Origin of the sequence: Streptomyces cavernae, from assembly GCF_004023625.1 — a bacterium.
Classification (GTDB): Bacteria; Actinomycetota; Actinomycetes; order Streptomycetales; family Streptomycetaceae; genus Streptomyces; species Streptomyces cavernae.
The window spans coordinates 59,863-73,253 of the sequence record NZ_RPDJ01000027.1 but is presented as its reverse complement, the minus strand read 5'-3'; the positions used below and the strand labels follow the sequence as shown (position 1 = coordinate 73,253).

Here is a 13,391-nt window from a genome sequence, read left to right as displayed (position 1 = left end):
AAGGGGGGCGCCCACCGGAAACGACCGGTGGGCGCCCCCCTTCGGTGTGTCAGTCCTCCAACGTCGCGTAGACGATGAGGTTGTTCACCGGGTGGCCCTCGGCGTCGAAGCCGCCGTCACAGGTGATCAGCCGCAGGGCCCGGTCCTCTGTCGGGCCGTAGACCTTCTCGGTGGGGAACGCGTTCTTGCTGACGCTCTCGACGGCCGTGACGGTGAAGTCCGCCGACTCTCCCCGGCCGTTGGTGACGGTGATCTCCGCGCCCTTGTCGATCTTCCTGAGGTCGCGGAAGACGGCCTTGCCGAAACGGGTGTTGTTGTGGCCGATGATGACGGCGGCTCCGGCTTCACCGGGCACGGACCCACCCGTGTACCAGCCCGCGGTCATACCCTTCTCCGGCGGCGGGACCTCGACGGTTCCGTCCGCGTTGAGACCGAGCTCCATCAGGGAACTTGTGACCCCGATCGAGGGGATGGCGACCTCGGCGGGCGCCGCCCGCCGCTCGGCCTGAGGAGCGTCGGCGGAGGGGCCTCGGGACGCGGGGGCGCCGGCTGCCGTTCGGCCGGCCGGGGCGGCCGTGCCGGTGCCGGACGAGCAGCCGGTGAGCACGGTGAGGACCGCCGGGATGACGAGGGCGAGGCCGGCACGCGCACGACGGGTGCCGATGCGCCGTACCGGACGGTGTGCAGGGGGCATTACGGGCTCCAGGACGGGACTGGGTGAACACGCGTGGCGCCGCCCCGCGAAGGGCGGCGCCACCGTCGTGCCGGGTCGGAGACGTTCCGCCGGTCAGCCTTCGCGTCGGTGGGCCGAGCGGCGGCGCAGTACGAAGGTTCCGGCGCCGGCGAGCAGCAGGGCGCCGGTGGCCGAACCGGCGATGGTCATGGTGCTGCCGGAGTTCTCAGCCGTGGACTCACCCGCGGCGACGCCGCCCCGCGGAAGCCTCTGGGTGTCCTTCGCCTTCCTGGCCTCCTCGAGCTTCCTGGTCTTGGCCTCCTCCGGGGAGAGGCTCTCCGACCCCGCCTTCTTGGCGGCCTCGGCCTTCTTGGCGGCGGCCTCCTTCTCGGCGATGGCCTCCCTGTCGGCCGGGGTCGGATTGTCGGTCGTCGTGCTCGGCACCGCAGTCGGGTCGGCGGCGACGGCCGCGCCGGCGGGGACGAGCAGCGCGCCGGCCGCGACGGCGGTCAGAACGGCGAGACGCAGGGTGCGATGGCGGGACATGTATGGCTCCAGTTCCAGCCCGGCCTTGGTGGTACCTGGTTGCCGAGTCGCACCAGGTTCCGGGCATGGCTCAAGACTGGCGAGCACTTATGAAGAAGCTGTCAAAAGCTCATGGTCATCCGATCAGGGCCCGGCGGTGCCGGCCGGCAGCCTCAGCGTGAAGACCGAGCCCTGGCCCTCGGTACTCGTCACGCTCGCCGTGCCACCGTGCGCCTCGGCGAGTTTGAGGACGATCGCCAGCCCGAGGCCGCTGCCGCCGGTGCTCCGGTTGCGGGACTTCTCCGCGCGCCAGAACCGGTCGAACACATGGGGAACGTCGTCCGCCGCGATACCGCTGCCGGTGTCGGCCACCTCCACGGCCACCTCGTCCCCGGAATCGGTGACATACGATCGCAGGGTCACCCGGCCCCCGGGCGGTGTGTGGCGTACCGCGTTGGAGAGCAGGTTGCTGAGGGCCTGGCGAAGCCGTACGGGATCGGCCTCGAGCAGTGGCGGACGAGGCGTGCCGGGCGGACCCGCGGAGACCGTCAGGGTGACGCCCGCGGTCTCGGCCAGACCCTGGTGTGCCGCGGCTACCTGGCCGAGCAGGTCGTCGATGCGTACCGGCTCCGGGTGCAGCCGCAGTTCGCCCGCGTCGGCCGCCCCGAGGTCCTGCAGATCGCTGATGAGGTGCTGAAGCTGCACCGCCTCCTCGAGGAGCGAGGAGACGAACGCCGGGTCCGGCTTGGCCACACCGTCATGTGCCGCCTCCAGCCAGCCACGGATGTTGCTCAGCGGGGTACGCAGCTCATGGGCGACGTCGCTGACCATCACCTTGCGCTGTTCCTCGAGCCGGGCACGGTGTGCGGCCATGTCGTTGAAGGCCTCGGCCAGCCGTCCGATCTCGTTGTCCGAGCCGACCGGCACGGGCGCCGAGTCCAAGCCGTCCCGCATCCGCTGGGCGGCGCCGGTGAGCGCGTGCAACGGGCGTACGAGCCGGGCTCCGGCGATCATCGAGGCGCCGACGGTGAGGGCGAGGACGAGGGCCGTGACTCCTGCGATACGCGCGGTGTTGGCCGGCGAGAGATCGAAACCGGGGACGCTGACGGCTTTGGGACCGTCGATGAACAGCAGCGCGGGAGCGGCGACATAGGCCGTGAGCTGTTCGCGGCGGGCGCTGCCGACGCAGGCGGCCACGGCCCGGTCGTACCCGCTGCTGCGGGCCTCGGACGGGCGGGCGGCGCGCCCGTCGACCGCGGCCTCCTTCTCCCGGATCGTTCGAGCCAGGGCCGCCTTCTCCTCGGCTGCCTGCCGCTCGGCCGCCTCTCGCTTGGAGATGCCGGCCTCGGGGACGGGGATCGCCGCCGGATCGCCGACGTCCGTGCCGTTCTGCCCGTATCCCCGGTCCCAGGACAGGTCCAGGTTCAGCTTCACGCCCGTGCGGCCCTGCCGCTTCAGGCAGGCGTCGGCCAGCTGGTTGAGCGCGCGGAGGGCCTTCTTCTCGGTCGCGGTGGGACCGACCGCTCCGCTCGTCAGACACTTCAGCTCCATGGAGCGGTCGGTGTCGTTGCTGACGAACTGCACCCGGGGCCGCCCGCTCGGGCTGTCGACGATGTCCGCGGCGATGCCCGCACCGGCGAGGCACTCCACGCTCGATGCGGTGGCCTTCCGCAGGACCGCACGTTCCTCCGCGGGCAGCAGGAACGGCCCCACGGCGCGTGGGTCGACGCGGTCCGCGCCGACCGGGACGGCGTCGGAGACCAGCACGGTGTCGACCGCCAGTGGGTCGACGACCGCCGAGGCCTGCGGTGGCAGTGCGGCGGCGGACGAGCCGTCGTCGGCGGAGTCGGAGAGCGGCCGCCGGTCCTCGGTGGTCAGCACGATCCGGCGCCCGGACTGCCGGGCCAGTTCGCGCACGGTGCCGTCGACGCCCTCCCAGTCCCGATGGGTGGCCGCGTAGCCCAGCAGGGTGTCGTAGATCTTCGCGCCGGACGCGAGGTTCTGCCCCTGCTCCTGGCGGATCGCGACGGAGGTCGTCTGCACGGCGAGCCAGGCGGTGGCGGCCACCGAGCACGAGGCCACCAGCGCGGACACGGTCAGCAGCCGGCCGAGCAGGCTCTTTCGGAGCGGCAGCCGCGCCCGCTCGTCACGACGACGCATGACGTATGTCCTTCGCAGGGTCCGTCAGCTTGTAGCCGACGCCGAAAACGGTGAGCAGCCGGGCCGGTCGCCGGGGGTTGCGCTCGATCTTCTTGCGCAGATGCATGATGTGCACGTCGACGGTGCGGCCGCCGATGTACTTGTCGAAGCCGTGCAGCTCCTCCAGGAGCCGCTGCCTGGTGAAGACCCGGTCGGGCTGCGCCGCCATCGCGGCGAGGATACGGAACTCACCGGGTGTGCACACCACTTGCGTCCCCTCGACCGACACCTCGTGCCGGGCCGGATCCACCCGGAGGGAGCCGACGGACAGCGCATCGTCCTGGACGGCGTCGGGCTCGGGCCCGGGGCCGGCCTCGGGTCCGCCGGAACGCCGGGTGCGGCGCAGCAGCGTACGTACCCGCGCCATCAGCTCGCGAGGGCTGAACGGCTTGGTCATGTAGTCGTCGGCGCCGAGGTCCAGGCCGAGCAGCAGATCGTCCTCGGTGCTCCGGGCCGTCAGCATCAGCACCGGCAACTCCCGGCACTCGGCGCGCAGGATCCGCACCACGTCGAGGCCGTCCGCCCGGGGCATCATCACATCGAGGACGAGCAGGTCGGGTTCCTCGTGCCGGACTTCCTCGAGAGCCGCACGGCCGTCCTCCACGACCGTGACCGTGTGCCCCTCGTGCTCCAGGTAACGGCGCACCAACTCGGCCTGCTTCGTGTCGTCTTCGGCGACGATGATGTTTGCACACACGCTGTGGATCGTAGCGAGCGGCCTTCCTCAGCACTCGATGATGTTGACCGCCAGCCCGCCCCGAGCCGTCTCCTTGTACTTCACGCTCATGTCCGCCCCGGTGTCCTTCATCGTCTTGATGACCTTGTCCAGGGAGACCTTGTGGGAGCCGTCGCCGCGCATCGCCATGCGGGCCGCCGTGACCGCCTTGACCGCGGCCATGCCGTTGCGTTCGATGCACGGGATCTGGACCAGGCCGCCGACCGGGTCGCAGGTCAGGCCGAGGTTGTGTTCCATGCCGATCTCTGCGGCGTTCTCGACCTGTTCGGGGGTTCCGCCGAGCACCTCGGCCAGCGCGCCCGCCGCCATCGAGCAGGCGGAGCCGACCTCGCCCTGGCAGCCCACCTCCGCGCCGGAGATCGACGCGTTCTCCTTGAAGAGCATCCCGATCGCGCCGGCGGCGAGCAGGAAGCGGACCACGCCGTCCTCCTTCTCTCCTTCGGAGGCCCCACCGGCCGCGAAGTTGATGTAGTAGTGCAGGACCGCCGGGATGATGCCCGCGGCGCCGTTGGTGGGGGCGGTCACCACCCGGCCGCCGGCCGCGTTCTCCTCGTTCACGGCCATCGCGTACAGCGTGATCCACTCCATCGAGCGGGCCATGGGGTCGCCCTCGGCGCGCAGTTGGCGTGCCGTGACGGCCGCGCGGCGGCGCACCCTCAGCCCGCCCGGCAGGATGCCCTCGCGTGACATGCCGCGGGACACGCAGGCCTGCATCACGCGCCAGATGTCCAGCAGACCGGAGCGGATCTCCTCCTCCGTGCGCCACGCCCGCTCGTTCTCCAGCATCAGCGAGGAGATCGACAGGCCCGTGTCCCGGGTCAGCCGCAGCAGTTCGTCGCCCGTGCGGAAGGGGTACTTCAGCGCGGTGTCGTCCAGCTTGATCCGGTCCGCGCCGACCGCGTCCTCGTCGACGACGAATCCGCCGCCGACCGAGTAGTAAGTCTTCGACAGCAGCTCGCTCCCCGAGGCGTCGTACGCCCACAGGGTCATGCCGTTCGCGTGGTACGGCAGGGTCTTGCGGCGGTGCAGGACCAGGTCGGCGTCGAAGTCGAAGGCGATCTCGTGCTCGCCGAGCAGGGCCAGCCGGCCGTCCGTGCGGATGGTCTCCACCCGGTCGTCCGCCGTTTCCACGTCGACGGTCCGCGGGGAGGCGCCCTCCAGTCCGAGCAGCACCGCCTTCGGTGTGCCGTGCCCGTGCCCGGTCGCGCCCAGCGAGCCGTACAGCTCGGCACGGACCGAGGCCACCCGGCCGAGCACCTCCTCGCTCCGCAGCCGCCGGGCGAACATCCGGGCCGCGCGCATAGGACCCACCGTGTGGGAACTGGACGGGCCTATGCCGATCGAGAACAGGTCGAAGACGGAGATGGCCACGGGGACTCCTCACTACGGGGGTGGTGCTGGGTGCGGTGCCGTGCGCACCGGTCGTCGGTGCGCACGGCAGCGCCGCGGCCTACAGGCCCGGGTACAGCGGGTGCTTCTCGGTGAGCGCGGTGACCCGGGCCCTGAGTTCCGCCGCGTCGGCCGCGCCGAAGGGGGAGGGCGCCTTCAGCGCCGCCGCGATCACGTCGGCGACCTCGGCGAAGTCCTCGGTGGTGAAGCCGCGGGTGGCCAGGGCCGGTGTGCCGATCCTGAGACCCGAGGTCACCATCGGCGGGCGCGGGTCGTTCGGGACGGCGTTGCGGTTGACGGTGATGCCGATCTCGTGGAGGCGGTCCTCGGCCTGCTGCCCGTCCAGCTCGGAGTCGCGCAGGTCCACGAGGACCAGGTGGACGTCCGTGCCGCCGGACAGGACGCTCACCCCGGCCGCCCGTACGTCGTCCCGCACCAGCCGCTCGGCGAGGATCCGGGCGCCTTCCAGGGTCCGCGTCTGGCGCTCGCGGAACTCCTCGGACGCCGCGACCTTGAAGGCGACGGCCTTGGCGGCGATCACATGCTCGAGCGGACCGCCCTGCTGACCGGGGAAGACCGCGGAGTTGATCTTCTTGGCCAGCTCGGCCGTCGACAGGATCACGCCTCCGCGCGGACCGCCGAGCGTCTTGTGGGTCGTGGTGGTGACCACGTGCGCGTGCGGGACGGGGTTCGGGTGCAGCCCCGCCGCGACCAGACCCGCGAAGTGGGCCATGTCGACCATGAGGTAGGCGCCGACCTCGTCCGCGATCCGGCGGAACGCGGCGAAGTCCAGCTGCCGCGGGTACGCCGACCAGCCCGCCACGATCAGCTTCGGCCGCGACTCCTTGGCCAGCCGCTCGACCTCGGCCATGTCGACCTGTCCGGTGGCGTCGTCCACGTGGTAGGCGACCACGTCGTACAGCTTGCCGGAGAAGTTGATCTTCATGCCGTGGGTCAGGTGCCCGCCGTGGGCGAGGTTCAGACCCATGATCGTGTCGCCCGGCTGGAGCAGCGCGAACATGGCGGCGGCGTTGGCCTGGGCGCCCGAGTGCGGCTGCACGTTGGCGTGTTCGGCGCCGAAGAGCTCCTTGACGCGGTCGATCGCGATCTTCTCGACCACGTCGACGTGCTCACAGCCGCCGTAGTAGCGGCGGCCGGGATAGCCCTCGGCGTACTTGTTGGTGAGGACCGAGCCCTGTGCCTCCATGACCGCCACCGGGGCGAAGTTCTCGGAGGCGATCATCTCGAGGGTGGACTGCTGGCGGCTCAGCTCGGCGTCGACCGCGGCGGCCACGTCCGGGTCGAGCTCGTGCAGGGGCTTGTTCAGAAGCGACATGAGTGAAAGAGGTCCTTAGGGGACGGGGTCCTGGGGGGACGGGTCATGAGGAAGGCAGGCCTTCTCAGGACGGGGGCCGGCCAGGATGGGACTGGCGGACTAGTGCCGCGGCAGGCGACGTTTGCCCGGTAAGGAGCGGCGTCATGGGGGTCCCCCCTGCTCGAAGAGCTTGGGGGAGTGCCGGCCGGAAGTCCTCGTACTGGACGTACTTGGGCTTTCGGCCGGTGCGGCGAGTGGGGGTGCCCCCTGCTCGAAGAGCTTGGGGGAGCGTGCCGGGCGACGCGACGGGGCGAACGTTGCCTGTTGCGGCACTAGGAGCCGGAGAACTCGGTGTACTCGTCCGCGGAGAGCAGTTCCGCCGGCTCCTCGGCGACGCGCACCTTGAACAGCCAGCCACCCTCGAACGGGGCGGAGTTCACCAGTGCCGGGTCGTCCACGACGTCCTGGTTGATCTCGGTGACCTCACCGCTCACCGGCGAGTACAGGTCGCTCACCGACTTGGTCGACTCCAGCTCGCCGCAGGTCTCGCCCGCGGTCACGGTCTGGCCGACCTCCGGGAGCTGGGCGTAGACGACGTCGCCGAGCGCGTTGGCCGCGAACTCGGTGATGCCGACCGTCGCGACGCCGTCCTCGGCGGGCGACAGCCACTCGTGCTCCTTGCTGTAACGCAGCTGCTGGGGGTTGATGCTCATGGCGTGAATTCTCCTGTAGGCGGGGAAGCGCTGATGAACGTGGGTCGTCAGCAAAGGCGTGGGTCTGTCTGCTTCGGTGAGTCTGGTGGCTACTTCTGCCGCTTGTAGAACGGCAGCGCAACCACCTCGAACGGCTCGTGGCTGCCGCGGATGTCCACCGCCACCCCGGCCGTTCCCGGCGCGGAGTGCGCGGCGTCGACGTACGCCATCGCGATCGGCTTGCCGAGCGTGGGGGAGGGGGCCCCGGAGGTGATCTCCCCGATCACCTTGCCGTCCGCGACGACGGAGTACCCGGCGCGCGGCACCCGGCGGCCCTCGGCGACCAGCCCGACGAGGACGCGCGGCGGGTTCTCCGCGGCCCGGGAGGCAGACTCCGACAGGGCGGCGCGTCCGACGAAGTCGCCGCTCTTGTCGAACTTCACGACCCGGCCGAGCCCCGCGTCGAACGGTGTCAGGGAGGTGCTCAGCTCATGCCCGTACAGCGGCATGCCCGCCTCCAGCCGGAGGGTGTCCCGGCAGGAGAGACCGCACGGCACGAGGCCCGCGGGCGCGCCCGCCTCGGTGAGCGCCTGCCACAGCTTCTCCGCGTCGGCGGGGGCGACGAAGAGCTCGAAGCCGTCCTCGCCGGTGTAACCGGTGCGGGCGATGAGCGCGGCGACCCCGGCCACCGTGCCGGGCAGTCCGGCGTAGTACTTCAGGCCGTCGAGGTCGGCCTCGGTCAGCTGGGCGAGGATGCCGGGGGCGGCGGGGCCCTGGACGGCGAGCAGCGCGACCGTGTCGCTGTCGTCACGTACGACGGCGTCGAAACCGCCGGCCCGTTCCGTCAGCGCGTCGACCACTGTTCGTGCGTTCGAGGCGTTGGCTACGACCATGTACTCGGTCTCGTGCAGCCGGTAGACGATCAGGTCGTCGAGGATGCCGCCGTCCGCGGCGCAGATCATGGTGTAGCGGGCGCGGCCCGGCTTGACGCTCCCCATGTCGCCGACCAGCGCGTGGTCCAGGAGCGCTGCCGCCTCCGGTCCGGTGACGGTGATCTCGCCCATGTGGGAGAGGTCGAAGAGTCCGGCCCGGGTGCGTACGGCGGTGTGCTCGTCGCGCTCAGAGCCGTACCTGAGGGGCATGTCCCAGCCCGCGAAGTCGGTCATCGTGGCGCCGAGCGAACGGTGCAGGGCGTCGAGCGCGGTACGGCGAGGTGGGCTGCTGCTCATCGGTTTGCTCCCAGGGCATGAAAGGCGAGGTCGTTCCTCCCCATCTGTCATCGGAACCTGAGAGGTTCGCCATGACCGTCTCCGGTCCTGGCTTGCACCGTGGGTGGAGCCGTTCCCTTCGGACCTCCGGTGGAGGACGAGGGGGCGGCCCGCTTTTCAGATGTGCCTCGCCCGCGCGGTGACGGGGCCTGAGAGATTCAAGGGAGGGACTTGCTCCTTCGGCGTCCGGGTATTACGCACTCACCCGGAACTCTCCCGCGCGGATTCAAGCGGCCGGTATGCAGTTGGCGCGGACATCATCGCACGCATCCCTGGGGCACGGCATGCACAGTGAGTCACAGCTCGTTGTAACCGGTCTGTGGCAGTACAGGGACCGAACGATGAGCACGGCGTATTACCTTCTCTTTACACTCGATGGGGATGGTACTCCACACCCAAGGGGAGGACGATCACGGTGAACAGGACCACTGCGTACGCGACGAGCACGGTCACGGCGCTGCCCGAGCGGACCGCGACGGCGGCACCGGCCCGGAAGGCGTGCGCGGCCCTGCCCGTCGTCCGCGATCTGCGCGACCGTGGCGGCCACAGTCCGCACGGCCTCTCCTTCGCCTCCGCGGACCTGGCCGTCATCACGGGCCTGCCCGGCAGCGGCAAGTCCACCCTCATGCGGCGTGCGGTGCCGGGCATCCGTATCGACTCCCAGGACACGCGCGAGCGGTGGGCGGAGCGGGTTCCCCAGTTCCTGCCGTACGCGCTCTACCGGCCGCTCGTCCGCGTCGCCCACTACGCCGGACTGCGCCGTGCGCTGCGCACTGGCGAAGGGGTCGTCGTGCACGACTGCGGTACGCAGGCCTGGGTGCGCAACTGGCTCGCCCGCGAGGCCAGGCGCCGCGGCGGCACGCTCCACCTGCTGTTGCTCGACGTCGACCCGGACACGGCACTGGACGGCCAGCGCGAACGGGGCCGGGGCGTCTCCCGGTACGCCTTCCTCCGCCACCGCCGCTCGGTGGCGCGACTGCTGCGCGCCGTGGAGAAGGGTGAACTCCCGGGCGGCTGCGGTTCGGCGGTCCTCATCGACCGGGCGGCGGCGGACGTGCTGCGCCGCATCGACTTCGGGGAGTGAGGATCAGGTTCTTCGGCCGGCGGGGGAGGCAGACCCGCGAAGAGCGGGGACGGCGGACACGCGGAGAGCGGGGGAGGCGGCACGACAAGAGCCAGGCGGACACGAGAAGAAGAAGGCCGCCCGCGAGCGGGTGACGACCCGTACGGCCCAATGCTCCCGACACGTTAGGGTTCCAGCCGCAGCAACAGCGGTCCCGAGCAGGCGGTAGACACGATGGACATCCCGGCACAGGCGTATCCCCATCCGTACTCGCACGGAGGCTGGCCCGGCAACGAACTGGAGGAGGCGCTCTCCGCCTCCCTCGGGGTGCCGGGGGCCGGCGGCCGGATCGTGGAGGTCCTCGGCCGCAGCTATCTCTGGGTGCCGCTGCCCAACGGCGGCGGGCCCCACAGCGGCCCGCTGGATCTGCCCACGATGGAACTGGACGGCCAGGCGTACGTCCCGGTCTTCAGCTCCGAGCAGCAGTTCCGGTCGGTCGTCGGCGACCACATCTCGTACACCGTGGCACCCGCCGTCGAGTTCGCGCGCGGGCTGCCGCCGCAGGTCGGCATCGCGGTCAACCCGGACGGAACGGTCGGCATCCCGCTTCCCCCGCCCGCCGTGGCCGAGTTGTGCCGGGCCGGACGGACCCCGCTGGACGGACCGGCGAGCGGGGCGCGCGTGCGGCTGTTCGAACCCGACTGGCAGGACGACCCCGTGGACTTCCTGTCCGCCGCCTCGGCCGAGTTCGAGCAGGCCGGCGTCGTCCTGACCGCCCGGCGCTGTCTGGCGAGCATCGAGGGTGACGCTCCGGTGATGTTCATCGGAGTGGAGCTGGCCACCTGGGACGGGGACGTCCGCGCCCTCCCGATGGACGCCGTGGCACGCGCGCTCGGCCGGGTGCCGATGCCGCACGCGGTCAACGTGGTCTTCCTGGACGTGGCGCAGGACCCGGTGGGCGACTGGATGCGCGACCGTGTGAGGCCGTTCTACCGACGGGATCCCTGAGACCTCCCACCGGGGCCGAGGGCCCGGAACGCTGACGGGGAGTGTCCCTTCCGTCACGCCGTATCACGACTTACGCGTCAGTCAGGAAGACGTCGCCGGGCGTGCGTCAAGTCGCTGTCAGAATGGCCGCCTAAGCTGGTTTCATGGCTCGGCGGGGTTGGTGGACGGTACCCGTCTGCCACACCTCGGACGTATTGGATGAGTTTGTCGCGAAGGGGCGGTAGAGGGTGAGCGCGTCGGGCACGGCTGCGGCCGGGCAGGTCGAGCACATGCTGCGCCAGGTGACGCCCGGGCGTTACGACGCCTACGAGGCGTTGCTGCGCGCGCTCGCGACCCCGTCCTCCGGTCAGGTCTGGATGCTGCTGTGGCACGGCCAGGCCGGTTCGCCGGACGCCCAGTACGGAAACATGGAGGTGGAAGGCTTCAGCTACGCCCCCTGCGTCACCTCCGCCCAGGAACTCTCGGCCAGTGGCTGGAACCGAAGCTACGAGGTGGTCGACGGACTCGACGTCGCTCGCACCCTCTACCCCGACCACTACGGCCTCTGGCTCAACCCGCACGCGCCCGGCGGTGGCGTCGGCATCCCCTGGCTGGATCTACGTCGCATCGCCACCGGTCTGGAGCGCCAGCCCGCGGGCCCCCTGCGGCTGTCCGAACCCGGCATCGAAATCCCCCAGTTCTACGCCCTGCTGACGCAGAACGCCCACCGCACGTCGGTGGTGCGCTCGTTGCGCCGGGCCTGGGTGCAGCCCGCGCTGGGCGCTCCCTACCTCGCCATCGGGCTCGACGTGTACGACACCTCGCCGCCGGCCGTGGACTCCGTACGGGCGATGATGCAGCAGTCCGTCACCGTGGTGCCCGACGGCCTGCCGGTCTCCACGGTCGCCATGTCCGACGAGGACGACCCGGTGGCGATGTGGCTGCGGGCCAACGCCCGTCCGTTCTACGACCGGGAGGCGCACGCCGCCGCGGCTCCACCCGCGCCGGCGGGAGGGTACGGATACCCCCGGGCGTACTGATGGATTTTGACGACCTTTGAGGACACTTTGAAGAGTCTTTGACAAGCCCGGCGTCCCAGTCGGTGGACACTTCCAGCCATGCGTGACCGGATTTCCCGCCCTGAGGTCACCCTCCGCATCTACCCGCGTCACTCGGTGGAGTTGACCCTGCTCGTCGGGCTCTGACCTGGAGTCTCCGGCGACTTGGGAGTGATGTCCGGTTATGCAAAGGTAAGATCCACTTATGCCACTGTGGAGCTTGTGTCCCCAAGGATCCCGCGTCCGGACGGCGTTACCTGCCGTCCGGATAACGGAACCCCCCAGACAGCATCACGGTTAGGCATCCATTCACCTTCAAGACTTCCACCAGATCGCCGCGGCGTTGAAGACTCCCGCAGCAGGGGGGCGGTTCGCCCCTGTGTACGACGGATGAGAACGCCGCCACAGCGGCAAGCGCGGGCCGGCCACCGCCGGTTGAGAGGGGTCCCTGCCACGATGACGGCACCATTGCACGAGCCGACCGCCGAAGCGGCCCCGAACGCGGCCGAAGAAGCGGCGGTAGCCGGCGCCGAAGAGGCGAAGCAGGCGGTCCAGGGCCGGTCGCTCGGCCGGATCGCCTGGGAACGCCTCAAACGCGACAAACTCGCCCTCACGGGCGGCATCGTCGTTCTGGTGCTGATCGCGATCGCCCTCCTCGCGCCCGTGATCACCGGCCTTGTGGGGCAGGACCCGGAGACCCGCCACGAAGATCTGATCGACCCTCTGTTCGGCACGCCCACGGGGTCGTTGGGCGGAATCAGCGGTGACCACCTCTTCGGTGTGGAGCCGGTCAGCGGCCGCGACATCTTCGCCCGCATCGTCTACGGAGCCCAGATCTCGCTCCTCGTCGGCTTCCTGTCCGCCATCGTGGCGGTCATCCTCGGCACCGTCCTGGGCATCCTGGCCGGTTTCTTCGGAGGCTGGGTCGACTCCTTCATCAGCCGTGTGATGGACGGCCTGCTCGCCTTCCCCCAGCTGCTGTTCATCATCGCGCTGGTCTCCGTCATGCCGAACTCGATGCTCGGTCTCGAGGGCACGAGCGTGCGCGTGTTCGTGATGATCCTGGTGATCGGATTCTTCGGCTGGCCCTATGTCGGGCGTGTGGTGCGCGGGCAGACGCTCTCCCTGCGCGAGCGGGAGTACGTCGAGGCCGCCCGCAGCCTCGGCGCCGGCCGGTTCTACATCCTCTTCAAGGAACTGCTGCCCAACCTCGTCGCGCCGATCATCGTATACACGACCATGATGATCCCGACGAACATCCTCACCGAGGCCGCACTGAGCTTCCTCGGCGTGGGCGTCAAGCCGCCCACCGCCTCCTGGGGGCAGATGCTCTCCAGCGCGATCGACTACTACGACTCGGACCCGATGTACATGGTGATCCCGGGTGTGGCGATCTTCATCACCGTGCTTGCCTTCAACCTCTTCGGCGACGGCGTCCGAGACGCACTGGACCCGAAGGGTTCCCGCTGAACTGCTCCACCCCCAG

General features: G+C 70.3%; 12 protein-coding genes and 1 riboswitch. Of the genes, 4 read left to right on the top strand and 8 right to left on the bottom strand.

The window, feature by feature from the left end:
- Positions 1–49 precede the first annotated feature (49 nt).
- The 8 genes from EF387_RS31930 to gcvT form a co-directional block, all read right to left on the bottom strand.
- The gene (locus EF387_RS31930; RefSeq protein ID WP_128380134.1) at positions 50–694 is read right to left on the bottom strand and encodes a class F sortase; all 645 of its coding nucleotides are present in this window, start codon (positions 692–694) and stop codon (positions 50–52) included.
- Between the two features lie 93 nt (positions 695–787).
- The gene (locus EF387_RS31925; protein ID WP_128380133.1) at positions 788–1,219 is read right to left on the bottom strand and encodes a hypothetical protein; all 432 of its coding nucleotides are present in this window, start codon (positions 1,217–1,219) and stop codon (positions 788–790) included.
- A 123-nt stretch (positions 1,220–1,342) separates the two neighbouring features.
- Entirely contained in the window at positions 1,343–3,358 is a 2,016-nt protein-coding gene (locus EF387_RS31920) for a sensor histidine kinase (RefSeq protein WP_128380132.1), read from the bottom strand.
- Positions 3,345–4,094, bottom strand: coding sequence for a response regulator transcription factor (locus EF387_RS31915; protein ID WP_128380131.1), 750 nt, complete (start codon positions 4,092–4,094; stop codon positions 3,345–3,347). Before EF387_RS31915 ends, EF387_RS31920 begins: the two co-directional genes overlap by 14 nt.
- A gap of 27 nt (positions 4,095–4,121) precedes the next feature.
- Entirely contained in the window at positions 4,122–5,504 is a 1,383-nt protein-coding gene (locus tag EF387_RS31910; protein ID WP_128380130.1) for an L-serine ammonia-lyase, read from the bottom strand.
- A gap of 79 nt (positions 5,505–5,583) precedes the next feature.
- The gene (gene glyA / locus EF387_RS31905) at positions 5,584–6,858 is read right to left on the bottom strand and encodes a serine hydroxymethyltransferase (RefSeq protein WP_128380129.1); all 1,275 of its coding nucleotides are present in this window, start codon (positions 6,856–6,858) and stop codon (positions 5,584–5,586) included.
- Positions 6,859–7,169: 311 nt separating this feature from the next.
- Positions 7,170–7,550 (bottom strand): glycine cleavage system protein GcvH, encoded by a 381-nt coding sequence (gene gcvH / locus EF387_RS31900; protein WP_128380128.1) that lies wholly within the window; start codon positions 7,548–7,550, stop codon positions 7,170–7,172.
- Positions 7,551–7,639: 89 nt separating this feature from the next.
- Complete coding sequence (gcvT, locus tag EF387_RS31895; protein ID WP_128380127.1) at positions 7,640–8,758, bottom strand: glycine cleavage system aminomethyltransferase GcvT; 1,119 nt, start codon at positions 8,756–8,758, stop codon at positions 7,640–7,642.
- 166 nt (positions 8,759–8,924) lie between these two features.
- Positions 8,925–9,026, bottom strand: a riboswitch (glycine riboswitch).
- 180 nt (positions 9,027–9,206) lie between these two features.
- Here gcvT and EF387_RS31890 point away from each other — a divergent pair.
- The 4 genes from EF387_RS31890 to EF387_RS31875 all read left to right on the top strand — a co-directional run bounded on the left by EF387_RS31890 (position 9,207) and on the right by EF387_RS31875 (position 13,375).
- Entirely contained in the window at positions 9,207–9,881 is a 675-nt protein-coding gene (locus EF387_RS31890) for an AAA family ATPase (RefSeq protein WP_128380243.1), read from the top strand.
- A gap of 213 nt (positions 9,882–10,094) precedes the next feature.
- The gene (locus EF387_RS31885; protein ID WP_128380126.1) at positions 10,095–10,868 is read left to right on the top strand and encodes an enhanced serine sensitivity protein SseB; all 774 of its coding nucleotides are present in this window, start codon (positions 10,095–10,097) and stop codon (positions 10,866–10,868) included.
- Positions 10,869–11,095: 227 nt separating this feature from the next.
- On the top strand, positions 11,096–11,887 hold the full coding sequence (locus EF387_RS31880; protein ID WP_128380125.1) for an enhanced serine sensitivity protein SseB C-terminal domain-containing protein: 792 nt from the start codon (positions 11,096–11,098) through the stop codon (positions 11,885–11,887).
- A 474-nt stretch (positions 11,888–12,361) separates the two neighbouring features.
- Positions 12,362–13,375, top strand: a complete 1,014-nt coding sequence (locus EF387_RS31875; RefSeq protein WP_128380124.1) for an ABC transporter permease — start codon at positions 12,362–12,364, stop codon at positions 13,373–13,375.
- Positions 13,376–13,391 lie beyond the last annotated feature (16 nt).